Annotated in this window: 20 protein-coding genes and 1 pseudogene; 17 read left to right on the forward strand and 4 right to left on the reverse strand. The window is 62.9% G+C overall.

Annotated elements, in window-relative coordinates:
* Positions 1-320 precede the first annotated feature (320 nt).
* The gene (locus tag DOCECA_RS06565) at positions 321-2264 is read right to left on the reverse strand and encodes a DNA topoisomerase III (protein ID WP_445571627.1); all 1944 of its coding nucleotides are present in this window, start codon (positions 2262-2264) and stop codon (positions 321-323) included.
* Positions 2265-2505: 241 nt separating this feature from the next.
* On the opposite strand from DOCECA_RS06565, the gene DOCECA_RS06570 reads away from it, so the two are divergent.
* Entirely contained in the window at positions 2506-2913 is a 408-nt protein-coding gene (locus DOCECA_RS06570; protein ID WP_420764522.1) for a response regulator, read from the forward strand.
* Positions 2914-2975: 62 nt separating this feature from the next.
* Here DOCECA_RS06570 and DOCECA_RS06575 read toward each other — a convergent pair whose 3' ends face one another.
* Positions 2976-4598, reverse strand: a complete 1623-nt coding sequence (locus tag DOCECA_RS06575) for an MFS transporter (protein ID WP_434650651.1) — start codon at positions 4596-4598, stop codon at positions 2976-2978.
* Positions 4599-4804: 206 nt separating this feature from the next.
* Entirely contained in the window at positions 4805-6448 is a 1644-nt protein-coding gene (locus DOCECA_RS06580) for a GMC family oxidoreductase (RefSeq protein WP_445571628.1), read from the reverse strand.
* Positions 6449-6577: 129 nt separating this feature from the next.
* On the opposite strand from DOCECA_RS06580, the gene DOCECA_RS06585 reads away from it, so the two are divergent.
* From DOCECA_RS06585 to DOCECA_RS06655, 15 genes and pseudogenes are all read left to right on the forward strand, one after another.
* Entirely contained in the window at positions 6578-7462 is an 885-nt protein-coding gene (locus DOCECA_RS06585; RefSeq protein ID WP_434563482.1) for a LysR family transcriptional regulator, read from the forward strand.
* Between the two features lie 95 nt (positions 7463-7557).
* Positions 7558-8310 carry a GntR family transcriptional regulator gene (locus DOCECA_RS06590; protein WP_420764518.1) on the forward strand — a complete coding sequence of 251 codons (753 nt, stop codon included), beginning with the start codon at positions 7558-7560 and terminating at the stop codon, positions 8308-8310.
* Positions 8307-10046, forward strand: coding sequence for a fumarate reductase/succinate dehydrogenase flavoprotein subunit (locus DOCECA_RS06595; protein ID WP_445571629.1), 1740 nt, complete (start codon positions 8307-8309; stop codon positions 10044-10046). Before DOCECA_RS06590 ends, DOCECA_RS06595 begins: the two co-directional genes overlap by 4 nt.
* Positions 10047-10070: 24 nt before the next feature.
* On the forward strand, positions 10071-10316 hold the full coding sequence (locus DOCECA_RS06600; protein WP_003180418.1) for a 4Fe-4S dicluster domain-containing protein: 246 nt from the start codon (positions 10071-10073) through the stop codon (positions 10314-10316).
* 251 nt (positions 10317-10567) lie between these two features.
* Positions 10568-11974, forward strand: coding sequence for an ABC transporter substrate-binding protein (locus DOCECA_RS06605; RefSeq protein WP_445571630.1), 1407 nt, complete (start codon positions 10568-10570; stop codon positions 11972-11974).
* A 129-nt stretch (positions 11975-12103) separates the two neighbouring features.
* Entirely contained in the window at positions 12104-12886 is a 783-nt protein-coding gene (locus DOCECA_RS06610) for an ABC transporter permease (protein WP_445571631.1), read from the forward strand.
* On the forward strand, positions 12886-13734 hold the full coding sequence (locus tag DOCECA_RS06615; RefSeq protein ID WP_420764514.1) for an ABC transporter ATP-binding protein: 849 nt from the start codon (positions 12886-12888) through the stop codon (positions 13732-13734). The genes DOCECA_RS06610 and DOCECA_RS06615 overlap by 1 nt, the downstream gene beginning before the upstream one ends.
* A pseudogene (locus DOCECA_RS06620) lies at positions 13731-14694 on the forward strand (HEAT repeat domain-containing protein). The gene DOCECA_RS06615 and the pseudogene DOCECA_RS06620 overlap by 4 nt, the downstream one beginning before the upstream one ends.
* Entirely contained in the window at positions 14691-14963 is a 273-nt protein-coding gene (locus tag DOCECA_RS06625; protein ID WP_420764512.1) for a DUF971 domain-containing protein, read from the forward strand. The pseudogene DOCECA_RS06620 and the gene DOCECA_RS06625 overlap by 4 nt, the downstream one beginning before the upstream one ends.
* A 275-nt stretch (positions 14964-15238) precedes the next feature.
* Entirely contained in the window at positions 15239-15856 is a 618-nt protein-coding gene (gene lexA, locus DOCECA_RS06630; RefSeq protein ID WP_420764511.1) for a transcriptional repressor LexA, read from the forward strand.
* On the forward strand, positions 15856-16479 hold the full coding sequence (gene imuA / locus DOCECA_RS06635; RefSeq protein WP_434650660.1) for a translesion DNA synthesis-associated protein ImuA: 624 nt from the start codon (positions 15856-15858) through the stop codon (positions 16477-16479). Before lexA ends, imuA begins: the two co-directional genes overlap by 1 nt.
* Positions 16480-16486: 7 nt before the next feature.
* Positions 16487-17908 (forward strand): Y-family DNA polymerase, encoded by a 1422-nt coding sequence (locus tag DOCECA_RS06640; protein ID WP_420764509.1) that lies wholly within the window; start codon positions 16487-16489, stop codon positions 17906-17908.
* Positions 17884-20982, forward strand: coding sequence for an error-prone DNA polymerase (locus DOCECA_RS06645; RefSeq protein WP_445571632.1), 3099 nt, complete (start codon positions 17884-17886; stop codon positions 20980-20982). The genes DOCECA_RS06640 and DOCECA_RS06645 overlap by 25 nt, the downstream gene beginning before the upstream one ends.
* A 164-nt stretch (positions 20983-21146) precedes the next feature.
* Positions 21147-23258, forward strand: a complete 2112-nt coding sequence (locus DOCECA_RS06650) for an ATP-binding protein (protein ID WP_445571633.1) — start codon at positions 21147-21149, stop codon at positions 23256-23258.
* Positions 23259-23354: 96 nt separating this feature from the next.
* On the forward strand, positions 23355-23621 hold the full coding sequence (locus DOCECA_RS06655; protein ID WP_420764506.1) for a hypothetical protein: 267 nt from the start codon (positions 23355-23357) through the stop codon (positions 23619-23621).
* Between the two features lie 50 nt (positions 23622-23671).
* Here DOCECA_RS06655 and DOCECA_RS06660 read toward each other — a convergent pair whose 3' ends face one another.
* Positions 23672-24193, reverse strand: a complete 522-nt coding sequence (locus tag DOCECA_RS06660; RefSeq protein ID WP_420764505.1) for a DUF4142 domain-containing protein — start codon at positions 24191-24193, stop codon at positions 23672-23674.
* A 216-nt stretch (positions 24194-24409) separates the two neighbouring features.
* Between DOCECA_RS06660 and DOCECA_RS06665 the strand changes: the two genes are divergently transcribed.
* Positions 24410-24643, forward strand: coding sequence for a YdcH family protein (locus tag DOCECA_RS06665; protein ID WP_420764504.1), 234 nt, complete (start codon positions 24410-24412; stop codon positions 24641-24643).
* Positions 24644-24672 lie beyond the last annotated feature (29 nt).

Below are 24672 nucleotides of genomic sequence, written 5' to 3' on the forward strand. Positions count from 1 at the left end.
GGTCGAGCCCATGCGTCATGAGGATTGATTCGCCGGCGTTTCTCGTCCTTGTCACCGGACGGTCATGCCAGGTCAGCACCTTCAATCTGCCTTGTGGGCAGTCCCTTATCCAAAAAAACAGCTCGGCGGTCAGACGAGCTTGCTCAAACATTTGCCTGTACTCCCGATCGGGGAGACGTCTGCATCATGCAAGGGCAAATCGGAGGCGTCAACGGTTTTGTAGTGATTATTTTTGGTCACTACATATTGTCGGACAAAATGGTTTGGGTATGAAAAGAGGCCGCGAGTCATCACCTGTGGCAAGGGATCTCATCTGACAGTCAGGTGGCCTTGGCCTTGGTTTTGCGCGGAGCGCCCCCAGCCTTGCGCTTGGCCGGCTTGCGCTTGTTCTTCCACGGCGTGGCGCCTCGCCCGGCGGGGCTGGCCGGGCCGCTGATGCTCAAGCTCATCCCCTGGCAGCGGGCGACGTGCTTGCTCATCCAGGCGGCCTGCCGGGTGACGAATTCCTCTAGGCTCATCTCGCCGCTTTGCACCATGTCCAGCGCCTGTTCCCAGATGGCGGTGGTGCCGGGGTCGGCGATCGCCCGAGGCACGGCGTCGATTAGGCTGAAGGCGGCTGGGGTAGCCGACAGGGCCTTGCCGTTTTTCACCAGGTAACCACGGTCGAGCAGGCCCTGGATGATCGATGCACGGGTCGCCTCGGTGCCGATGCCGGTGGTGTCCTTGAGCTTCTGTTTGAGCAGCGGATCCTCCACCAGCTTGGCGACGTTTTTCATCGCCTTGATCAGGTCGCCTTCGGTGAAGGGCTTGGGCGGTTGGGTCCACAAATCCTTTGGTGTCACCGCGTCGACGTTGCAATCGCGGCCCTCGGCCAGTGGCGGCAAGGTTTGCGGCGTGGGGGCTTCGCGACCTCGTGCGGGCGCCAATGCTTCGGGCAGGGCGCGTTTCCAGCCGAGTTCGACGATCTGCTTGCCCACCGCGCGCAGGTCTTGCCCAGCGCAATCGAAGTCGGCCTGGGTCCGGTCGTATTCATGATTGGGCAGGAATTGCGCCAGGTAACGTGCGCGAATGAGCGTATAGACGGCCCGTTGCTTTGCGGCGAGCTTGTCGAGGTTCTTCGCCGCCGCCGTGGGAATGATTCCATGGTGTGCGCTGACCTTGGCGTCGTTCCAGGCCCGGGACTTGCGCTGCGGCTGCAGGTGATCGTGCAGCGGGGCAAGGGCCGGGTCGGCCTGGGCGAGGGCGGCCAGGATCGCGGGTGCTTCGCTGTGCTGGCTCAAGGGCAGGAAACCGCAATCGCTGCGGGGATAGGTGATGAGCTTGTAGGTCTCGTAGAGCGATTGGGCGATGTCCAGGGTTTCCTGGGCGCCGAGTCCAAGTTTCTTCGAGCAGACTTCCTGCAAGGTGCCGAGGTCGAACGGCAGCGGCGGGGCCTCGCGCAGGCGTTCGGTGCGAACCTTGGTCACCCGCGCGGTCGCAGCGTTGCCCATGGCCTGGGCAGCATTTCGCGCCAGGGCCTGGTTCAGGCAGCGCTCCTGATCGTCGCAGGCATCCGGGTCGGCGCGCCACTGGGCGGCAAACGCCGTACCGGCATGGCTCAGTTGCACGTCGATGGCCCAGTAGGCGACCGGTACGAAGTTGGCGATGCTGCGGCCGCGATCTACCACCAGTCGCAGGGTCGGTGTCTGCACGCGGCCCACCGGCAGGACGCCTTGATAACCGGACTGGCGCCCCAGCAGCGTGAACAGGCGGCTCATGTTCATGCCGATCAGCCAGTCGGCCCGGGAGCGACCCAGTGCCGAGTGATACAGGTTGAAGGTTTCCGCTCCCGGCCTGAGGGCGGCGAGGGCCTTGCAGATCGAGGCTTCGTCCAGGGCCGATAGCCAGAGGCGCTGGATAGGTCCGCGATAGCGGCAATGCTCCACCAGCTCCCGAGCGATCATTTCGCCCTCGCGGTCGGCATCGGTGGCGATGACCAGTTCCTTTGCTTCACCCAACAGGCGCTTGACCGCTTTGTACTGGCTGGCGGTTTTCGGCTTGACGGTCATCTTCCATTGCGCCGGCACGATGGGCAGGTCGGCCAGCACCCAGCGCTTGTAGCGGGCATCGTAGGCGTCGGGCGGCGCGGTCTCCAATAGATGGCCGATGCACCAGGTCACCGTGACGTTCGCGCCCAGCCAGCAGCCATCGCCGCGCCGGGTGGCGCCCAGCACCGCGGCGATGTCCTTGGCCTGGGACGGTTTTTCACACAGGTACAGCCGCATCGCGCCTCTTCCTAAGCAGGTTTCATGGGGCGCTAGCATGGTCAGGGATTGGCGACGGGGCAAGCTTTATCTGTATGGATATACAGATAAACCATTGCGCTGCGTTGCAACGACCCCCTTGGCAAGACAGCCCGGCGACTGGATGGGCAAGCAGAATGAATTTATCGCAAGGGCATCGCTCATAACTTTCAGAGCGGCTCAAACCGCAAAGCATGTTAATGGAATCAAGGAGAGTCACTTCATGAATTCGATGCCGAAGGGCAACGGACAGGCGAGCACACGTTTGATTCTCGTCGTCGAGGATGATCCGACCATCCTGGAATTCCTCTGCGAGATCCTGGAGGACGAAGGATTTGTCGTCGAGCCCAGGGAAAGCGCCGATTCGGCGCTGACATTTCTGGAGGAAAGCGCCGATTACGTGGACCTGTTACTCACCGACATCACCATGCCCGGCGAAATGGACGGGGCCGACCTGGCCAACCTGACCGGGGATCGTTGGCCGCAGATACCGCTGCTGATCATGTCGGGCTTCGAAACCCCGGAAAGCGCCGGGATCAAGCACCAGGCCTCGTTCATCGCCAAGCCATGGGCGCTGGGGCAGATGCTGGATCTGGTGGAGAGCACGGTCAAGAGCCACTCGGTACACTGAGCTGACGACAGCACCCGTGGCGAGGGGATGGAACCCCTCGGCACAAAGGGTCCAATGAGTGCTCAGTTGGTGTCCAGGTCCACGTTGCGCGTTTCCCGCAGGCAGATCATCCCCACCACCAGGCTCACCCCCGTAATCACGACCGGGTACCACAGCCCGTAGAAAATGTCCCCGGTATAGACCACCAGGGCGAACGACACCGTGGGCAGGAAACCGCCGAACCAGCCATTGCCGATGTGGTAGGGCAAGGACATGGACGTATAGCGGATCCGGGTTGGGAACAGTTCGACCATCAGGGCCGCCAACGGGCCGTAGCACATCGCCGAAATGATGATCAGCGCGACGATCAGGGCCACGATCATCGGCCGATTGATCTGCTGGGCGTCGGCTTGTTGCGGGTAACCGGCCAGGGTCACCGCGCCACGCAGGGCGGCTTCGTCGTAACCTTCGAGCTTCACGTCTCCGACGCTGACCTGCACGGTGCTGCCGGCCGGTGCCGCGACGCTGCTGTAGGGCAGGCCTTGCTTGACCAGGAAGGTCTTGACCTTGTCGCAAGGGCTGTCGAAACGGGCCTTGCCCACCGGGTCGAACTGGAAGGTACAAGTGGCCGGGTCGGCGACTACCGTGATCGGCGCCTGACGGCTCGCCAGGTCGATGGCGGGGTTGGCGTAATGGGCGAGCGTCTTGAAGATCGGGAAGTACAGCGCCGTCGCCAACAGCAGGCCGATCATCAGCACCGGTTTGCGCCCGACCTTGTCCGACAGCCAGCCAAAGAAGATGAAGAACGGCGCGCCGATCACCACGCTGACGATCAGCAGGCTGTTGGCGAGGGCCGGGTCCATCTTGAGGAACTGGGTAAGGAAAAACAGCACGTAGAATTGCGCTGCATAGAAGGTGACCGCTTGCCCGGCGTTGATACTGAACAGCGCGATCAGCACCACTTTCAGGTTTTCCCATTTGCCGAACGATTCGCGAATCGGCGCCTTGCAGCACTTGCCTTCTTCTTTCATTTTCAGGAAGGCCGGCGACTCGTGCAGGCTCAGGCGGATCCAGGTGGAAATGCCCAGCAGTAGGATCGACAGCAGGAACGGAATGCGCCAGCCCCAGACTTCGAACTGATCGCCGGTGAAGTAGCGGCAACCCAGTACCACCAGCAGCGACAGCAACAGCCCCAATGTTGCGGTGGACTGAATCCAGCTGGTGTGGAACCCACGCTTGCCCATCGGCGCATGCTCGGCGACATAGGTCGCCGCGCCGCCGTATTCACCACCCAGGGCCAGGCCCTGGAGCATGCGCAGCACCACCAGGATGACCGGCGCGGCGATGCCGATGCTGGCGTAGTTGGGGAGCAGGCCGACGCAGAACGTGGCCAGGCCCATGAGGACGATGGTCGCGAGGAAGGTGTATTTGCGCCCGATCATGTCCCCCAGCCGCCCGAACACCAGCGCACCGAACGGCCGCACGATGAAGCCGGCGGCGAAGGCCATCAGCGCGAAAATGAACGCCGTGGTGTCATTCACTCCGGCGAAGAACTGTTTGCTGATGACCGCCGCAAGGGCGCCGTAGAGGAAAAAGTCGTACCACTCGAACACCGTCCCGAGGGACGAGGCAAAGATGACTTTCTGGGTTTCCTGGCTGGTGCCGGCGCTGCGCGTGGCTTCCAGGGGCTGAACATGTTCAGACATAGCGGTATCCCTCACAGTGATTGTTATTGTTGTTCCACTGCGACGCCGGGTGGGGGCGTCTCCTGATGTGACACACTTTCTTGATCCAAATGTTTTCCTTGTGGGAGCGAGCCTGCTCGCGATAGCGGTGTGGTGGTCGACATGAACGTTAGCTGACACACCGTCATCGCGAGCAGGCTCGCTCCCACAGGGATCTCCAGTGTCTTTCAGACTGTGGCCGACTCCTTTTGGCTTGTGATGCTGACGGTGATGGGTTCGAGGATCATCCGCGCTGCCTTCTCGGCGATCATCAACGTCGGCGAGCAGGTGTTTCCCGAAATGATGCGCGGCATGATCGAGGCGTCGGCGATGCGCAGGCCCTTGATGCCGTGCACGCGCAGTTGCGCATCCACCACGGCGTCGCCGTCCTGGCCCATGCGACAGGTGCCCACCGGGTGGAAGATCGTCGTGCCGATGCGGGCGGCGGCCTGATGCAGTTCCTCTTCGGTCTGCAGGCTGGGTCCCGGCAGGTATTCCACTGGTTTGAAGGCGCCGAGGGCCGGGGAGGCGACGATTCTTCGGGTCAGGCGGATCGCGTCGGCCGCGACCCGCAGGTCTTCGGGGTGGCTCAGGTAGTTGGGTTGGATCAACGGCGCTTCACTTGGATCGGCTGAGCGGATGTCCACGCGGCCGCGGCTCATCGGGCGCAAGTCACATACCGATGCGGTGAATGCCGGGAAGCTGTGCAAGGGTTCGCCGAAGCGTTCCAGAGACAATGGCTGCACATGGTATTCGAGGTTGGCCGAAGTCTGTTCCGGCCCCGAGCGGGCGAAGGCGCCGAGTTGGCTGGGCGCCATGGACAGCGGGCCGCTGCGGTCATACAGGTAGCGCAGGCCCATGCCCATCTTGCCCCACAACGTACCGGCGATCTGGTTCAGGGTGCGGGCGTTTTCCAGTTGATAGATCAGCCGCAGTTGCAGATGGTCCTGCAAGTTGCCGCCCACGCCCGGCAACTCGTGCGCCACGCCAATGCCCAAGCGTTGCAGCAAGCTGCGCGGGCCGATCCCGGAGCGCTGCAGGATGCCCGGCGAACCGACGGCCCCGGCGCACAGGACGATTTCCTTGCGAGCCTTGAAGCTCATGGCCTTGCCTTGCCAGCGAGCGCTGACAGCGTGGGCGCGGTCATCGCGCAATAAAACGCGGTCGACTTCGACTTCGGTCAAGACCGTCAGGTTGGGGCGAGTGCGTATCGGCTTGAGGAAAGCCTTGGCCGCGTTCCAGCGTATCCCGGCTTTCTGGTTGACCTGGAAATAGCCACAGCCTTCGTTGTCGCCGCCATTGAAATCCTCGACGTTGGGGATGCCGCTCTGCTCGGCGGCGGTGCGAAAGGCGTCGAGGATCGGCCATGACAGGCGCTGGCGCTCGACGCGCCATTCGCCGGCCGCGCCGTGAAGTTCGGAGTCTCCGGCGAAGTGGTTTTCGCTTTGCCTGAACAACGGCAGGACGTCTTTCCAGGACCAGCCAGTGTTGCCTTCGGCGGCCCAGCCATCGTAGTCCGCGGCCTGGCCACGCATGTAGATCATGCCGTTGATGGACGAGCAGCCGCCCAACACCTTGCCGCGCGGATAGCTCAGGGCGCGGCCTTGCAGGCCCGGTTGCGCTTCGGTCTTGAAGCACCAGTCGGTGCGCGGATTACCGATGCAGAACAGGTAGCCGACCGGGATGTGAATCCACGGATAGTTGTCGCGCCCGCCGGCTTCGAGCAGCAGCACCCGGTGTTGCGGGTTGGCCGACAGCCGATTGGCCAGCAAGCACCCGGCAGGGCCGGCGCCCACGATCACGTAATCGTATTCATCGACGACAGGTTGCATTCGCGACCTCATTTATTGTTCTTGTTGGCTCATCGTAGTTGTTAGTTTTCGTCAAAAGAATGTTAGTTTTTGCGCACCTGCTGAGCGTTTATAAACAATCCCGGGTTCAGGCGTTTTCAAGGATGGCTCATGTTCGACTGGAATGACTTGCGCTACTTCCTGGAACTGCAACGCAGCGGCCGCTTGCTGACGGCCGCGCGACGGCTCAACACCACCCATGCCACCGTGGCCCGGCACATCGAGGCCATCGAAAAAAGCCTGGGCACGGCTTTGTTTGTCCAGCACGCCCAGGGTTATGAACTGACCCCGGCGGGCGAGGCGCTGCTCAAGCATGCCGAGGCCATGGAAAACGTTGCGTTGCTGGCCCAAGAGGACATCACCCAATCCAGCGCACCCTTGGGCAAGATCCGGTTGGGCGTGACGGAAGGGCTGGGCATCATGTTCCTGGCCAGTCGCATGGAGGGGTTGTTCCAGCGCTATCCGGGACTTGAGGTGGAACTGGTGGCGGTGCCGCGCTTCGTCAGCATTCTCAACCGCGAGGCGGAAATCAGTATCCACCTCGAACGACCGGCGGCCGACCTGCTGGTGACACGCAAGCTCACCGACTACAGCCTGGCGCTGTATGCGAGCCAGGCCTACCTGGATCGCTCGCCGCCCTTGCGCAGCCGCGAAGATCTAGGCCGTCACGCCTGGATCGGCTACGTCGACGATCTGTTGTTCAGCCAGGAGCTCATGTTCCTCAACAGTTTTTGCCGCAAGCCCCGGGTGGTGTTCCACAGCACCAGCGTCATCGCCCAGCAGCAAGCCGCGCGATCGGGCCTGGGCATCGCCGTGTTGCCGTGTTACATGGCCGGCAGCGACCCGACGCTGGTGCCCTTGCTCCCGGACGAAACCCTCTGCCGCAGCTACTGGATCAGCACCCGCCGCGAACTGCATAAATCCGTGCGGCTGCGGGTGCTGTGGGATTACGTGGTGCAGCTGTGCGAGCGGGAGCAGGGGCTGCTGTTGCCCTGAGCCGACTCTAAGGATATGTCCAAACGGTATTTCTCAAGACTCGGGAGGTTTCCTTAAGATCACGTCATAACTCGTTATGACAAGTGACTGAAGCCATGCCTGACAACGTTCTTTCCCTCAGCAGCGTGCCGCTGCACCTGCAACTGCGCGACCTGTTGCGCACGCGCATTCTCGACGGTGAATACCCCCAAGGCAGCCAGATGCCTTCGGAAAGCGAGCTGGGTGCGTTGTTTCGCGTCAGCCGAATCACCGTGCGCCAGGCCTTGGGGGACCTGCAAAAGGAAGGTCTGATTTTCAAGATCCATGGCAAAGGCACTTTTGTCGCAAAACCCAAGACCTTCCAGAACGTCAGCACCCTCCAGGGCTTGGCCGAGTCCATGACCGGCCGCGGCTTCGAGGTGATCAATCGTCTTCGCAGTTTCAAATTCATTCCCGCCGACAAGCCGGTGGCCGAGCGGTTGAAGGTTGCGGAGGGGGATGTGGTGGCGCAGATCAAACGGGTGCGGCTGATCAACCGCGAACCGGTGTCGTTGGAGATTACCTACCTGCCCAAGGACCTCGGCGAGCGCCTGGAAAAAGCCGATCTGGTTACACGGGACATTTTCCTGATTCTGGAAAACGATTGCGGCCTGGCCCTCGGCCACGCGGACCTTGCCATCGATGCGGTGCTGGCCGACAGCGAGCTGTGCCAAGCCCTGGAGGTCGAGCCAGGGTCGCCCGTGATGCGCATCGAACGCCTGACCCATGGCGCCGATGGGCGACCGCTGGATTTCGAATACCTCTACTACCGCGGCGATGCTTTCCAGTATCGCTTGCGGATCGACCGGCAAAAAGGGACGCAGGCATGACCCAACGCTCAACGAATACCCTCGAACAGGAATACGACATCGTCGTCATCGGTGGTGGTACCGCCGGCCCCATGGCGGCGATCAAGGCCAAGGAACGCAACCGGGACCTGCGCGTCCTGCTGGTGGACAAGGCCAACGTCAAGCGCAGCGGCGCCATCAGCATGGGCATGGACGGCTTGAACAACGCAATTATCCCGGGCCATTCGACGCCTGAGCAGTACACCAAGGAAATCACCATCGCCAACGACGGCATCGTCAACCAGGCGGCGGTGTACGCCTACGCGACGCACAGTTTCGAAACGATCGAGCAACTGGATCGATGGGGCGTGAGGTTCGAGAAGGACGAAACCGGCGACTACGCGGTGAAAAAAGTCCACCACATGGGCGCCTATGTGCTGCCGATGCCGGAAGGGCACGACATCAAGAAAGTCCTGTACCGGCAGTTGAAGCGGGCGCGGGTGAGCATCACCAATCGTCTGGTCTGCACGCGCTTGCTGACTGACCAAGCGGGGGCGGTCAACGGTGTGATGGGCTTCGATTGCCGCACCGCCGACTTCCATGTGATCAAGGCCAAAGCGGTCATCCTCTGCTGCGGCGCCGCGGGACGCCTGGGGTTGCCGGCCTCGGGCTACCTGATGGGCACCTATGAAAACCCGACCAATGCCGGCGACGGCTACGCCATGGCCTATCACGCCGGTGCCGAGCTGGCGAACCTGGAATGCTTCCAGATCAACCCGTTGATCAAGGATTACAACGGCCCGGCGTGCGCCTACGTCACCGGTCCCCTGGGCGGCTACACCGCCAACAACAAGGGCGAGCGCTTTATCGAATGCGACTACTGGAGCGGGCAGATGATGTGGGAGTTCCACCAGGAACTCGAAGGCGGCAATGGCCCGGTGTTCCTCAAGCTCGATCACTTGGCCGAGGAGACCATCCAGAACATCGAAGAGATCCTGCACAGCAACGAACGCCCCAGTCGCGGCCAGTTCCACGCCAACCGTGGCACCGACTACCGCACGCAGATGGTAGAGATGCACATTTCCGAAATCGGCTTTTGCAGCGGTCACTCGGCCTCGGGCGTGTGGGTCAACGAGCGGGCGGAAACCTCGGTCAAGGGGTTGTACTCGGCGGGTGACATGGCGGCGGTGCCGCACAACTACATGCTCGGTGCGTTCACCTACGGCTGGTTTGCCGGCAACAACGCCGCGGATTTTGTGGCGGGGAAGGATTTCTCGGTGCTGGATGCTGGGCAGATCGAACGGGAGAGGGCGCGCGTTTACGCGCCACTGGAGCGCGAGCACGGCCTGCCGCCGGCCCAGGTGGAATACAAGCTGCGACGTTTCGTCAACGATTACCTGCAGCCGCCGAAGGTCACGAAAAAAATGCAGATCGGCTTGCAACGCTTCAGCGATATCCAGCGCGACCTGGATCAGATCAAGGCTCACAACGCCCATGAGCTGATGCGTGCCATGGAGGTCAGCGTCATCCGCGACTGCGCCGAAATGGCCGCCCGCGCATCGCTGTTTCGCGCGGAAAGCCGTTGGGGGCTGTACCACTATCGGGTCGACCACCCGCAGCGCAACGACAGCGACTGGTTCTGCCATTGCCACCTGAAGAAAGGCGAGGACGGCCAGATGACTTCCTTCAAGAAAGCGGTCGAGCCCTACATCATCGCCCTCGATGCCGACGAGCTGCAGGCCTATGACCGGCTGCGGGTCGGTGCCGACGCGGCTTGAACCCTTCACTCAAAGAGAACGCCCATGGCCTACCAACCCCAGGAAATCTTCTTCCGCTCCAACGCCCCCGTCACCGTGGACGAGGACAAATGCATCGCCCACAAAGGCTGCACGGTCTGCGTCGATGTCTGCCCCATGGACTTGCTGGCGATCAACCCGGCAACGCAGAAGGCCTACATGGCGTTCGATGAGTGCTGGTATTGCATGCCCTGTGAAAAAGACTGCCCGACGGGGGCGGTGAAAGTCGAGATTCCGTATCTGTTGCGCTGATTGCGACGACGCCATCGCGAGCAGGCTTGCTCCCACAGTGGACTGAAGCCATTCGCGATAGTTGTGTACACCGATAAACCCTGTGGGAGCGAGCCTGCTCCGGGCGGCGTTCCGACGAAGAGGCCACCACAGACACCACAAAACGCCATCCGGCCACCCCGGACGCTAAACCCACAACACCCCTCGTTTCCCACCGCGCCCTGATCGCGGCGGAGACGAAATACCCATAAACGATTCGAGGGGACACACCCATGTTATTGCGTGCAGCATTGGCCGGTCTGGTACTGGCTTCATTGACCCTGCCTGCCCAGGCAGAAACCATCCGCATCGCCATCGGCACCCAGGACACCACCATCAACTGCGCCGCCGGTGGGTTGTTGATTCGGGAGTTGGGCCTGTTGGACAAATACCTGCCCCACGACGGCGCGTACAAGGATGCCCAATACGACATCCAGTGGAAAAACTTCACCAGCGGCGCGCCACTGACCAACGAGATGGTGGCGGGCAAGCTCGATTTCGGCGCCATGGCCGATTTCCCCGGCGCCTTCAATGGCGTGGCGTTCGAAACCGCCGGCAAGCACAGCCTGTTCATCAGCGTGTTGTCGGGCAGCACCCAGGGCAGCGGCAATGGCATCGTCGTGCCGAGCGCCTCGGGCGTTCAGTCCCTGGCCGAGCTCAAGGGCAAGACCATTTCCGTGCCCTTTGCCTCCACCGCCCACGGCATGCTACTGCGCGCCGTCGCGGCCCAAGGCTGGGATCCACTCAAGGATGTGAACATCATCGCCCAGCCACCGGAGGTCGCCGGCTCGGCGTTGGAGGCCGGCAAGATCGACGCCCACGCTGATTTCGTGCCGTTCGCCGAACTGTTCCCCAGCCGTGGTTTTGCCCGCAAGATCTACGATGGCGCCCAGGCCAAGACGCCAACATTCCATGGCGCCCTGGTGGACCAGGCCTATGCCAGGAAGTACCCGGAAATCGTCGTCGCCTACCTGCGTGCATCCATCGAAGCCAACCAGTTGCTGGCCGCCGAGCCTGAGAAGTACAGCGAGCTGATCGCCAAGGTCACCGGCGTGGATGCCGAGGTCAATTATCTGTTCCACGGGCCGCTGGGCGTGCAGACCCGCGACCTGACCTGGAAACCGGAATACCGCCAGGCCGTGGGCACCGCCATCGACACCCTTAAGCTGCTGAAGAAAGCCGATCGCGGGCTGGACCTCAACACCTTCATCGATGACCAGTACATCCGCGCCGCCTTCAAGGCTTCGAACCTGGATTACACCGCGCAACTGGCCAACTACGCTCAGACCCCGCTGGGCAGCGCCGATACTGCGACCGGCCAGGCCATCACCGATGCCCGCCACGTGGCCGAAATCTGGGTACGCGGCGAGCCGAAAGTGCGCCATTACGCCTCCGCGCAGTCAGCCTTCACCGCGCTGGCGAGCCTCAAGCAGGAAGGCAAGGGTATCCGAGCCGTCTACGCACAGGCCAGCGACAGCGGGATCAAGCTGCTGGCCGAGCAGGCGTGGTTCGCCAGCGATGCCAAGGGCCAGCTCAGCGCGTTCCTGTTGAAAGGGCAGGCCGAGCGGTTTGCCACGGCCCAGGGTGGCAAGGTCCTGGATTTCACCGAGGCGACGACCCAGGCGGTCGCCGCCCGTTGACCTGGCACCGTCCCCTGTGGGAGCGAGCTTGCTCGCGATAGCGGTGTGTCAGCCAATTCGATTTCAACTGATCTGACGCCATCGCGAGCAAGCTCGCTCCCACAAGGATTCCACTCCGGAGGAAGATTTGTGTACCCATCACCCAAACGCTGGCTCCTGCGAGCCGCTTCACTGCTGCTCTGCCTGCTGTTCTGGCAGCTCGCCGCCGACGGTCATTGGGACCTCGGCCTGGTGACCTTCGCCAACGTCCCGGCCCCATTGGCGGTACTCCAGGCCGCGCTTGGCCTGGGGGAATCGGGCAATCTTGCGCGGCACCTGGGCAGCAGCCTGGGGCGGGTCTTTGCCGGGTACGGTGCGGCGCTGCTGATTGGCGTGGCGCTGGGCGTGGCCATCGGTCGTTCGAAATGGGCCGAAGACTTGCTGTTGCCGCCACTGGAAGTCCTGCGGCCGATCCCGGCGGTGGCCTGGATTCCGTTGGCGATTCTGATGTTCCCGTCGTCGGAATTGTCGATGATGTTCATCACCTTCACCGGCGCGCTGTTCCCGATCCTGCTCAACACCGTGCACGGCGTCGAAGGGGTGGACCGGCGGCTGGTCGCGTCAGCGAAAAGCCTCGGGGCGGGACGCCGGGCCATCCTGCTGGAAGTGATTCTGCCGGGCGCCGCGCCGAGCATCATCACTGGCCTCGCCATCGGCATGGGCACGTCCTGGTTCTGCCTGGTGACGGCGGAAATGATCGCCGGCCAGTACGGCATCGGCTACTACACCTGGGCGTCCTACACCGTGCAGAACTACCCCGACATCGTGGTCGGCATGTTGCTGATCGGCGTGCTGGGGATGGGCAGTAGTTTGTTGATCAAGCGCCTGGGCGGGTTGTTCACGCCTTGGCACCGGCCCCGAGGAAAAGCCTGATGAGTGCGATGCAAACGCCTGAAGGGCGGATCGACATCCGCCAGTTGTCCATTGTCCTGGGCCAGGGTGCCCAGGCCTTCGAAGCGGTGCAGGGGCTTGATTGCCAGATCGAGGCGGGCCAGTTCGTCTGCATCCTGGGGCCGTCCGGTTGCGGCAAATCGACCTTGCTCGGTGCCCTTGCCGGGCATCTGCAACCGAGCACCGGCACGCTGAACGTCGACGCGGTGCCGGTGGCCGGTCCCTCGCCTCAGCGCGGCATGGTGTTCCAGCAGCACACTTTGTTTCCATGGCGCAGCGTGCGCGACAACGTTGCCTTTGGCCTGAAGATGCGTGGCCTGGGCAAAGTCGAACGACAACGAGCCGCCGATGAGATGCTCGCCTCGGTGGGCCTGGAAGGTTTTGCCGGGCACTGGCCGGACCAGCTCTCCGGTGGCATGCAGCAGCGAGTGGAGATCGCACGGGTGCTGGTGAACCGCCCGCGCTTGTTGCTGATGGATGAACCCTTCGGCGCGCTGGATGCACTGACGCGCTTGAACATGCAGGAGTTGTTGCTGGACATCTGGACGCGCATCCGCACCACCGTTGTGTTCGTCACCCACGATATCGACGAGGCGCTATTCCTGGCCGATCGCTTGCTGGTGATGAGCCCACGGCCGGGTCGCATCATCGAGGATCTGCGCCTGGATTTTCCTCGGCCACGCACGACTGAGCTGGTGACGAGCCCTGAATTCTCCCGATTGAAGCGCCACTGCCTTGAGCTGCTGCGTCATGAAGATGGCCAGCAATTGCCGCGCCTCAATCCCCTCGGGTTGCCCCCTGAAACCTCCTTGCCGCGATTTGCCCTATGACCTCTCTATTTGAAAATACCGACAACCAAGACATTCTCGCCCTGCAACCGCGTCTTACCGACGAGGACGCCGGTGTGCGCCGCATCGCCCTTATCGAACTGGCCGACCTTGAAGAGCCCGAAGGCCTGTTGTGGCTTGTGGATCGCCTGGCCAGTGACCCCAGCGCCGAGGTGCGCGCCGAAGCCGCGCGATTGCTCGAAGCCTGGGAGGACGAGCCGGTGGTCGCAGGCTTGTGCGAAGCCCTGACCGATCGATCACCGACGGTGCAGGCCGCTGCTGCCCAAAAGCTTGAGCCTGCTCAAGAGCGAGGCGGCAGGAAGAGTGATCCTGCCTTGGACGACACATGCCGACGCCGGTGTCCGCGTCGCGGCCTTCCGGGCCTTGCGCGAGTTGCGCCTGGGCGATGCCGCGCCAGCATCCATCGCCGCCCTGGCCGATGACGATGCTGGCGTGCGCCGCGAAGCGGTTGGCGTGCTGGGCTGGCTCAAGCACCTCGGCGCCTTGCCAGCCTTGGCCCGGCTCGCCAGTGATGACCCGGACAGCGAAGTACGCCGCGCGGCCACCGGTGCCCTTGGCCTGGCTTCGGATGAGCAAGTGTTGCCAGCCCTGCGCCAGGCCTTGCGGGACCCGGCGTGGGCGGTTCGCGAAGAAGCCGCTACAACGCTGGGCAAGGTCGGTCACGCCGATGCCGGCCCGGCCCTGATCGATGCCCTGGCGGACGACTACTGGCAAGTGCGCTTGCGGGCGACCCGCAGCCTGGGTCGTTTGCGCTACGCCCCGGCCCTGGCGGTATTGATCGAAACCCTGGGCCACCGCATCAGCAATCTGCGCAAGGAGGCAGCACTGGCCTTGGGCGAGTTGAACGATCCTGCTGCCATTGCGGCGTTGCAGGCCGCCCAGGAGGATGGCGATCCGGAGGTACGCAAGGCTGTGCGCATTGCCTTGGGCCAACTGCAATGAGCCCGCTGGCGATTGGCAATTCACGGGAGAAGGGGCTGTTGCGCCTGAGTTGGCCTGATGGGCGCGAACAACAGTTGGACCATGCCGAGCTGCGCCGGCAATGCCCATGCTCGCGGTGTCGAGCGTTTCGCCTGCAAGGCGTGGCGGTGCAGGTTGATTCGCGGGTCCGGGTGGTTGGGGTCAATAGCCAGGGTTATGGGGTGCAGTTGGTCTTTAGCGATGGCCACGAGCGGGGGATTTTTCCCTGGGCTTATCTGGCGGGTCTGTAGCTTTTTGCCTATCCCTTGTGGGAGCGAGCTTGCTCGCGATGACGTCAGTATATTCAACCTGTTTGCAAGCTGACCCACCGCCATCGCGAGCAAGCTCGCTCCCACAGGGATACGCTGGTTACTTGAGCAATAGGGTGAACCCGTGGCGAGGGAGCTTGCTCCCACTGGGCTGCGTCGGCAGCCCCTAAATCATTCAACACGGTCAATTTGATTTTGCGCAGTCAACCCGTGAACTGACTGGCGGCGCTTGTCAGAAAAAACCGACAGGAGTACAAATGTACTCCATGACGACTCTCACTCCCCGCCGTACCGCCATCCTGACCTTTATCCGCGAACGCATCGCCGAACAGGGCCAGCCTCCCAGCCTCGCTGAAATCAGCGAGGCGTTTGGTTTCGCCTCTCGCAGCGTGGCGCGCAAGCATGTGTTGGCGCTCACCGAAGCCGGTTTCATCGAAGTCAATCCGCACCAGGCCCGGGGCATCCGGCTGTTGAATCAGCCGCCGCGTCCCGAACTGTTGGATGTGCCGGTGTTGGGGCGGGTGGCCGCCGGCCTGCCGATCGGTGCCGATGCCGAGGTCCACAGCCGTCTGTTGCTGGACCCGGCGATCTTCACCAAAGCGCCGGACTACCTGCTGCGGGTCCAGGGCGATTCGATGATCGAGGACGGTATCCTCGACGGCGATCTGGTGGGTGTGCAACGCACGCCCCAGGCTTCCAACGGGCAGATTGTCGTGGCGCGCCTGGACGGTGAAGTGACCATCAAGCGTTTTGAGCGAGTCGGCGAGCGCGTACGCCTGTTGCCACGCAACCCAGCCTATCAGCCGATCATCGTCGAAGCCGACCAGGACCTGGCGATAGAAGGCGTGTTCTGTGGCCTGGTGAGACAAGGCTGATGGGCGCCGTCGTTGCGCTGGACACGCTGTTCAATGGCGGCCAGGTCTGGAAGGGCCGGCCTGCGCCGCCGGCCGCCAGTCCACAGCCCACCGGCCACGCCGTACTGGATGCGGCACTGCCCAGTGGTGGCTGGCCGGAAGCGGCGTTGACGGAAATTCTCATCGGCGCGCCGGGCGTGGGCGAATTGCAACTGGTGTGGCCGACCCTGGCGCGGCTGTCGGCGGCGGGGGAGCGGATCGTGTTGGTGGCGCCGCCGTTCGTGCCCTATCCCCAGGCCTGGCGAAACGCCGGGGTGGACTTGCGCCAGTTGTCGATCATCCAGGCCGATCCACGGGAGGCCTTATGGGCCACCGAACAATGTCTGCGCTCGGGCAGTTGCGGCGCGGTGTTGTGCTGGCCGCGCCAGGCGGATGACCGGGCCTTGCGCCGTTTGCAGGTCGCGGCGGAAACCGGCCAGACGCTGGCGTTCGCCTGGCGCTCGATCCAGGAAGCCATCAACCCGTCCCCGGCGGCCCTGCGCATCGCCATCGATGCCCGGCCCGCACAATTGCGGGTGCTCAAGTCCCGGGGCGGGCTGGCGCGTTCGGCGCCGATTGCGTTCCCCCCACAAACAGGGCATTGAGGTTGCGATGCGCTGGGTCTGTATTCTCTTCCCGCAATTGGCGCTGGATGCCGCGCTGCGCCAGCGCCCCGACCCCAGCGAGCCCCTGGCGCTGCTGACCGGCCCGGCCCAGCGCCGGGTGCTGCAAGCGGTCAATGAACCGGCGCGCGCCCTGGGCCTGCGCCCCGGCCAGACCATGACCGCGGCCCAGGCCTTGAGCAAAGGGTTCGCCACCGCCGAGTACGACGCGGCGCAGATCGAAAACTGGCAACGATTCCTGGCGGCCTGGGCCTATCGTTTCAGCTCCCAGGTGAGCGTGCATTATCCACGCACGGTGCTGTTCGAGATCGAGTCGAGCCTGGGGCTGTTCGGGCCGTGGCCGGTGTTCGAGGCGCGGTTGCGGGCCGAATTGACTGAGCTGGGTTTTCGTCATCGCATCGTCGCCGCCCCCAATCCCGTGGCGGCGCGGATGCTGGCCAATGCTTACGACGCCCTGGTCGTGCCCGATAACGAGACCTTGCAAGCGTACCTGGGACAGATGCCAGTGGACCGAGTCGGCCTGGCGCCCGAAGCTGCCACGGCCTTGTCGCGCATGGGCCTGCGCCGGCTCAGCCAAGTCCAGGCCTTGCCCCGGCACACCCTGGCGCGGCGCTTCGAAGCCGACATGCTCAAGCACCTCGATGCGCTGGTGGGCAGCCGCACCCTGGCGCTGTCGTTCTACCTGCCCCCGGACCGTTTCGATGTGCGCATCGAACTCAACTACGACGTGCAGTCCCACCAGGCATTGCTGTTTCCTCTGCGACGTTTGACCGGTGACCTGTCGGCCTACCTGTGCGGCCGCGACAGCGGCGTGCAGCGTTTTGATTTGCACCTGGAACACGCCGGTTTGCCGGACACGGTGATCAAGGTCGGCCTGCTCAGCGCCGAGCGGGATGCTTCGATGCTGTTCGAGCTGGCCCGTGGCCGTCTCGAGCAGGTGCAGGTCGAGGCGCCCGTGCGCGGTTTTCGCTTGTGTGCCGAAGACCTGCCGAGCTTCGTGCCCCAGCGCCTGGAATTGTTCGACGAGCGTCCCCAGCAGTCCTTGCCGTGGGAACAACTGCGCGAACGGCTGCGGGCGCGCCTCGGTGACGAAGCCGTGCAAGGGTTGGGATTTGGCGATGACCACCGCCCCGAGTGCGCCTGGCAGATGAAACCCCAGCCGCAACAACAGATGTGTCCGCTGCGCGATGATGTCCAGCGTCCCGGCTGGCTGCTTGGCGAGCCCCAGGTCTTGCCTGAAGGCCAGGCGCGAATCCTCATGGGCCCGGAGCGCATCGAGTCCGGCTGGTGGGACGGCGCCGATGTGCGCCGTGATTACTACCTGATCGAAACCCGCGCCGGCCAACGCGGCTGGGCCTATCGACCGGTGGGCGAGGGCGGACCGTTGTGGCTGCAAGGTTGGTTCGCATGAGCGTCGAATATGCCGAGCTGCATTGCCTGTCGAACTTCAGCTTCCAGCGCGGCGCCTCCAGCGCCCTGGAATTGTGCCGTCGCGCCAAACAGCAGGGCTATCGGGCCCTGGCGGTGACGGATGAATGTACCTTGGCCGGCATCGTCCGGGCCTGGCAGGCAGCCAAGGAACTGGACTTGCAATTGATCGTCGGCAGCGAAATCCAGGTCGAGAACGGTCCGAAGCTGGTGCTGTTGGTGGAAAACCTCGAGGGCTACCAAACCTTGTGCCGGCTGATCACCCGCGCACGGCGGCGCAGCGAAAAGGGCCGTTATCGCATCGTCCGAGAAGACTTCGACGAGCCGCTGCCAGGGCTGCTCGCCCTGTGGGTGCCCGATGGCAAGACGCCCGAGGCGCAAGGGCGCTGGCTCCGACAGGTGTTCAACGAAAGACTCTGGCTGTCCGTGCAGTTGCATTGCGGTCAAGACGACCAGCGACGGCTCGCGGACTTGCTCGCATTGGCCGAACGCCTGGGTCTTCCTGCCGTCGCCACGGGCGACGTGCATATGCATGTGCGGGGTCGCCGCGCCTTGCAAGACACCATGACCGCCATTCGCCACCACGTCACCGTTGCCGAGGCCGGTCAGCGTCTGCACCCCAACGGCGAACGCCACTTGCGCAGCCTCCAGGCCCTGGCCGATCTCTACCCCCGCGCCTTGCTCGATGAAACCCTGGACATCGCCCGGCGCTGCACGTTCGACCTCGGTCAGTTGCGCTATGAATACCCCCGCGAGCTCGTGCCCGAGGGCCATGATCCGGCGTCCTGGCTGCGGGAACTGACCGCGCGCGGCATGCGCGAGCGCTGGAAGAACGGCGTCACAGAAAAGGTGCGCGTGCAGATCGACAAGGAATTGGAGTTGATTGCCGAACTGGGCTACGACAGCTACTTCCTCACCGTGCAGGACATCGTCAGTTTCGCCCGTAGCCGTCACATTCTCTGCCAAGGCCGGGGCTCGGCGGCCAACTCGGCGGTGTGCTACGCCCTGGGCATCACCGAAATCGACCCGGCACAGACGGACATGTTGTTCGAACGCTTCCTGTCCCGCGAGCGCAATGAGCCACCGGACATCGACGTCGATTTCGAACACGAACGTCGCGAGGAAGTCCTGCAGTACGTGTTCCAGCGCTACGGCCGGCATCGCGCGGCGTTGACAGCCGTGGTCAGCAGCTATCACGCCGCCGGGGCGGTACGCGACGTGGCCAAGGCCCTGGGCCTGCCGCCGGACCAGGTCAATGCACTGGCCGATTGCTGCGGGCGCTGGAGCGATGAGGCACCGCCGCTGGAGCGTTTGCGCGAGGGTGGTTTCGACCCGGAGAGCCCGGTGCTGCGTCGGGTGTTGAGCCTGACCCAGCAACTGATCGGCTTCCCCCGGCACCTGTCCCAACACCCCGGCGGCTTCGTGATTTCCCAGCAACCCTTGGACACCCTGGTGCCGGTCGAGAACGCCGCGATGGCCGAGCGCACCATCATCCAGTGGGACAAAGACGACCTCGATGCGGTCGGGCTGCTCAAGGTGGACATCCTGGCCCTGGGCATGCTCAGCGCGATTCGTCGCTGTTTCGACTTGATCGCGCATTACCGGGGCGTGCGTCATACCCTGGCGTCGTTGCCCAAGGATGATCGGGCCACGTTCGAGATGATCAGCCGCGCCGACACCATCGGCGTGTTCCAGATCGAATCCCGGGCGCAGATGGCGATGTTGCCCAGGCTCAAGCCCAAGGAATACTACGATCTGGTGATCGAGGTGGCGATCGTGCGACCGGGACCCATCCAGGGCGGGATGGTGCATCCCTACCTGCGGCGGCGCAATGGAGAAGAGAAGATCACTTATCCATCGTCGGAATTGAAAGAAGTGCTGGGCCGCACCTTGGGCATTCCGCTGTTCCAGGAACAGGTCATGCAGATCGCCATTGTCGCCGCTGGCTACAGCCCGGGCGAAGCGGACCAGTTACGTCGTTCCATGGCCGCCTGGAAGCGCCACGGCGGGCTCGAACCCCACAAGAAAAGATTGGCCGACGGGATGGCGGCCAAAGGGTACAAACCTGAATACGCCGCGCAGCTCTTTGAACAGATCAAGGGCTTCGGCAATTACGGCTTTCCTGAATCCCATGCCGCCAGTTTCGCCTTGCTGACCTACGCCAGCAGTTGGCTCAAATGCCACGAGCCGGCGGCGTTCGCCTGTGCCCTGATCAACAGCTGGCCCATGGGTTTCTACAGCCCGGACCAGATCCTCCAGGATGCTCGCCGGCATCAGTTGCAGATCCGTCCGGTGGACGTGCGGGCCAGCGACTGGGAATGCAGCCTGGAACCGATGGAAGGCCGCCAGCCGGCGATTCGCATGGGCTTGCGTCTGATCAAGGGGTTTAGAGAGGACGATGCCCGGCGTATCGAGGTGGCACGCGGGCAGCTGGCTTTCAGCGATGTGGCCGACCTGGGCGAACGGGCTCGACTCGACGCCCGGGCCCTGGAGCAACTGGCGGACGCCAACGCTTTGCGCGGCCTGGCCGGCGACCGCCATCGCGCCCGTTGGGAAATTGCCGGAGTGGAAAAACAACTGGGCTTGTTCGCGGGCCTGCCCAGCCCGGAAGAGCCCACCGTGGCCTTGCCGACACCCACGGTGGGGGAAAACCTGTTCGCCGACTACGCCACCCTGGGCACGACGCTGGGGCCTCATCCGCTGGCCTTGCTGCGTTCCGAATTGCGCGCCCGACGCTGCCGCAGCTCCCGGGAATTGCAGGCTGTCGAGCATGGCCGCCACGTCAGCGTCGCGGGGCTGGTCACTGGTCGCCAACGTCCAGGCACGGCCAGCGGGGTGACCTTTGTCACTCTGGAAGATGAGTTCGGCAATCTCAACGTAGTGGTCTGGCGCGACTTGGCCGAACGCCAGCGCAAGGTCCTGGTAGGGTCGCAATTGCTCAGGGTGGACGGGCGCTGGGAAAGTGTCGGCGAGGTCCGTCATCTGATTGCCGGGCGCCTGAGCGATTTGAGCGGCTTGCTGGCGGGCATCAATGTGCGCAGTCGGGATTTTCGCTGAATGTTTGGTTGAAATCTGTGGCGAGGGGATAAATCCCCTCGCCACAAAGGGTTGGCGTCGTCAGTCTGCATGAAACCAATTGCCAACCTCGCGCTCGAAGCACTAGCACAAGGGACTTGTGGTATGCCGCTTCCCTGCTGGTAGCTTGAGGTGAGAGACGTTCCATGAAGTTCTTATCCCAAAGTAACGGGTGTCCCGGTTGGGACGGAGAAATGGCCCGGCGCATCCGGGCCTACGATTGGCGTCGCACGGAGCTGGGTGCGATCGAGCACTGGTCCGCCAGCCTGCGCAGCGCGGTCCAACTGATGCTCGCTTCACCATTGCCGATGGTCATGCTGTGGGGCCGCCAGGGCTACATGATCTATAATGACGCCTATGCCGAATTCGCCGGCGGCCGCCATCCCTACCTGCTGGGGAGCGCGGTGGAGCTGGGATGGCCGGAGGTGGCCGAATTCAACCGCCACGTATTGGACGTGTGCCTGGGCGGCGGCACCTTGTCCTACCGCAACAAGGAGCTGGTGCTGCTGCGCGACGGCAAGCCCGAAGACGTCTGGTTGGATCTCTACTACAGCCCGGTCCCCGACGATGACCATTCGCCTGCCGGCGTGTTGGCGATTGTCGTGGAAACCACCGAGCTGGTGCTGAGCGAGCGGGCCCGGCAAGAGGCCGAGCGCAGCTACCGTGCGGTCAATGAGCGTATCCAATTGGCGCTTTCGGCCGGGCCGTTGCTGGGGTCGTTCGTCTGGGATATCGCCACCGACACGCTGTCTGGCGATGAACGTTTCGCCCGTACTTTCGGTTATCCGCCCGAGTGCCCGCTGGATGCACTGCCCATCCAGATCGCTCGCCAGCGCATCCATCCCGACGACATCGACGACGTCGAACAACGGGTCGACCTGACCGTGCGCACGGGCGCTCCCTACACCGCCGAATATCGCTTGCGCCGTGGCGAGGGCGATTACCTTTGGGTGCTGGCCAGCGGGCGATGCGAGTTCGATGCGTTGGGCAAGCCCCTGCGGTTTCCCGGCGTACTGATCGATATCAACGAGCGCAAGACCGCCGAAGCGTCGCTGCTCAAGTTCACCCGCGACCTGGAACAACGCGTCGCCAGTGAAGTGCAGGCGCGGTTGGCGGCCGAGGAGCAGTTGCGTCAATCGCAGAAACTCGAGGCCATCGGCGGACTCACGGGAGGCGTGGCCCATGACTTCAACAACCTGCTCCAGGTGATCGCCGGCAACCTGCACTTGCTGGCTCGCCACGAGCCTGACAATCCCAACGTCCAGCGGCGGGTCGGTGCATCCATCGAAGCCGTGGAGCGGGGCGCCAAGCTGTCGTCGCAGTTGCTGGCTTTCGCCCGTCGCCAGCCGTTGTCACCGGCGGTCTACAACCCTCGGCGCATCTATGAGGGCCTGGGTGAATTGTTGCAGCGAGCCCTGGGCGAAACCATCCGCATCGAGGTGGCGTTGCCTCCTGAGCCTTGGTGTATCCACGTCGATTGCAATCAGCTGGAAAACGCCCTGTTGAACCTGGCGATCAATGCCCGCGACGCCATGGGGGGCGAAGGTGTCATCAGAATGCTCGGGGAAAATATCGCCCTGGACGAATCGTCCTGTGCCGGCAAAGGAGTTGCGGCAGGGGATTACGTGCGACTGTCGGTGATCGATCATGGCGCGGGCATGGCGCCCGAAGTCCTGAACCAGGTCTTCGAGCCGTTTTTCACCACCAAGACCGACGGCCAAGGCACGGGGCTTGGATTGAGCATGGTGTTCGGGTTCGTCAAGCAGAGCGGCGGGAACATCGAAATTGCCAGCCACCCGGGCGAAGGCACTCAGGTGCATATGTATTTTCCCCGTAGCCACAAGCCCGAGTCCCCGGAACAGGCACCTCCCCGCGAGCTTCGATCCGGCCTGGAGGAAACCATCCTGGTGGTCGAGGACAACGACGACGTACGCGGCGCCTCGGTGGAGTTGTTGGAGCAGCTCGGCTATCGGACCCTGACCGCCGCCAACGGCGACGAGGCCATGAAATTGTTGCTCGATGGCGTCTCGGTGGACCTGATCTTCACCGATGTGGTCATGCCCGGCCTGATCAAGAGCTCCGACCTGGCGGCCTGGGCGAAGGTACAGACCCCGCCGGTGCCGGTCCTGTTCACGTCGGGACACACCCGGGACATCATCTCTCGCAATCACCAACTGAGCCCCGATACCCACCTGCTGAGCAAACCCTACAACCCGGATGCATTGGCGCGGATGGTCAGTTCGGCACTGGACGAGTGAGCCCAACGCGGTAAAAGAATGGAACCCAAGCCGCCGTTTTGCCTTCGAATAAGCAGGGCCGATCACTATTCGGCCTGGTCATGAACGAGGTGTCTAATGAGCGACTCTGCAAATACTCAGCAACAAGGCCAGACGCAAACCCCGGCCTCGCGTAACGATCCGGCAATCGATCCTCAAGTGACGGATAACCAGCCTGCCAATCCGGCTGAAACACACGAGGCTCACAGTGCTGCCCGTGAGGTCGATCAGAAGAAAAATCATCAGGACAACGACAACACCTACAGCCCCGGTTTCAAGCCGGAACCGGATCGGCCTGGACCCGGTGACAAGACTGACGCTGATATCGACACAGCCGACAGCTGATCAATAAAAAAGCCCGACTCGAGAGTCGGGCTTTTTTATTCACGATGGCGTTATTTACTAGGGTGGGCCGCTTGAAGCTTCTTCGCCATTTCCAGGTGATGCTGCAGGTCCGGCAGCATTTTCTGGGCAAATGCCTTCAGTTCGGTACTGCCAGGCTTCTTATCGTCAGTGACGGTCTCAGCCTCTTTCTTGAACAGGGCGACGGTCTCTTCGTGAGCCATCACTTGGTTATTTGCATAGGCCGGATCGAAGGACTCATCGCGCACGTCAAGAATCTTGGCCTTGGCCTTTTTCATCAACGTGGTGTCGTCTGGTACTTCGATGTCATGTTTTTTCGCCAGCGCCTTCAGCTCTTCGTTGGCTTTGGTGTGGTCGGCAATCATTTTGTTGGCGAACTCCTTGATGTCCGCCGATTGGCTTTTTTGCAGCGCCAGTTTGCCGGTTTCGATCTCCGCAATGCCGCCGGCCGCCGCGTTGTCGACAAAGTCGCTGGAAGTCGCGGCCCATGCCATGCCCATGCTGCTACTCAGGGCAACAGCCAGGCCGAGTTGACGCAGGGTAAATCTGTCCATAGGTCAGTCTCCACACAGGTTGTACAGGTGATTCTCTGGGTACTGATCAATGGAGGGAAAAGCTCGGGGGAAGGTTTTATCGGAACGCGTCGTGGCACGACGAACGGTCACCGCTGGTCGGATTGGCGGTCGACAGAACCCGATCGGCAAGGCCATGCTGCTGACAGGCAGTGCCCAGAAAAGCACTTGTCACCGAACTCACGAAGGAGGTGCTCCATGCCGGTGTCCCATGATCTCTGCCAGGATCTGAAGTGCACAGAAGACGACATTCAGAAAAAACGCGAAAAGGACAAGGATCTCGACGCGCTGATCACTCGATATTCGAAAATCGATACAAAAGTCGTGAAGGCTGAAAAACCCACCGCCGTAGTGACCGACGACGACCTGGATAAGCTCAAGAAAGAACGGTTGCGGATCAAGGACGACATCGCCGCGCTGATGCAAAAGTAGCGATGACGGTTATCCCCTGAGCGCTTTTT

Source organism: Pseudomonas sp. E102, from assembly GCF_052660185.1.

What these genes read in the sequence shown, in the direction of transcription:
- DOCECA_RS06640 (WP_420764509.1), top strand. Translation starts at nt 16,487, where the DNA reads ATGCGCTGGGTCTGTATTCTCTTCCCGCAATTGGCGCTGGATGCCGCG.
- DOCECA_RS06660 (WP_420764505.1), bottom strand. Translation starts at nt 24,193, where the DNA reads ATGGACAGATTTACCCTGCGTCAACTCGGCCTGGCTGTTGCCCTGAGT.
- DOCECA_RS06585 (WP_434563482.1), top strand. Translation starts at nt 6,578, where the DNA reads ATGTTCGACTGGAATGACTTGCGCTACTTCCTGGAACTGCAACGCAGC.
- lexA (WP_420764511.1), top strand. Translation starts at nt 15,239, where the DNA reads ATGTACTCCATGACGACTCTCACTCCCCGCCGTACCGCCATCCTGACC.
- DOCECA_RS06570 (WP_420764522.1), top strand. Translation starts at nt 2,506, where the DNA reads ATGAATTCGATGCCGAAGGGCAACGGACAGGCGAGCACACGTTTGATT.
- DOCECA_RS06575 (WP_434650651.1), bottom strand. Translation starts at nt 4,598, where the DNA reads ATGTCTGAACATGTTCAGCCCCTGGAAGCCACGCGCAGCGCCGGCACC.
- DOCECA_RS06590 (WP_420764518.1), top strand. Translation starts at nt 7,558, where the DNA reads ATGCCTGACAACGTTCTTTCCCTCAGCAGCGTGCCGCTGCACCTGCAA.
- DOCECA_RS06595 (WP_445571629.1), top strand. Translation starts at nt 8,307, where the DNA reads ATGACCCAACGCTCAACGAATACCCTCGAACAGGAATACGACATCGTC.
- imuA (WP_434650660.1), top strand. Translation starts at nt 15,856, where the DNA reads ATGGGCGCCGTCGTTGCGCTGGACACGCTGTTCAATGGCGGCCAGGTC.
- DOCECA_RS06600 (WP_003180418.1), top strand. Translation starts at nt 10,071, where the DNA reads ATGGCCTACCAACCCCAGGAAATCTTCTTCCGCTCCAACGCCCCCGTC.
- DOCECA_RS06565 (WP_445571627.1), bottom strand. Translation starts at nt 2,264, where the DNA reads ATGCGGCTGTACCTGTGTGAAAAACCGTCCCAGGCCAAGGACATCGCC.
- DOCECA_RS06605 (WP_445571630.1), top strand. Translation starts at nt 10,568, where the DNA reads ATGTTATTGCGTGCAGCATTGGCCGGTCTGGTACTGGCTTCATTGACC.
- DOCECA_RS06650 (WP_445571633.1), top strand. Translation starts at nt 21,147, where the DNA reads ATGAAGTTCTTATCCCAAAGTAACGGGTGTCCCGGTTGGGACGGAGAA.
- DOCECA_RS06580 (WP_445571628.1), bottom strand. Translation starts at nt 6,448, where the DNA reads ATGCAACCTGTCGTCGATGAATACGATTACGTGATCGTGGGCGCCGGC.
- DOCECA_RS06625 (WP_420764512.1), top strand. Translation starts at nt 14,691, where the DNA reads ATGAGCCCGCTGGCGATTGGCAATTCACGGGAGAAGGGGCTGTTGCGC.
- DOCECA_RS06615 (WP_420764514.1), top strand. Translation starts at nt 12,886, where the DNA reads ATGAGTGCGATGCAAACGCCTGAAGGGCGGATCGACATCCGCCAGTTG.
- DOCECA_RS06665 (WP_420764504.1), top strand. Translation starts at nt 24,410, where the DNA reads ATGCCGGTGTCCCATGATCTCTGCCAGGATCTGAAGTGCACAGAAGAC.
- DOCECA_RS06655 (WP_420764506.1), top strand. Translation starts at nt 23,355, where the DNA reads ATGAGCGACTCTGCAAATACTCAGCAACAAGGCCAGACGCAAACCCCG.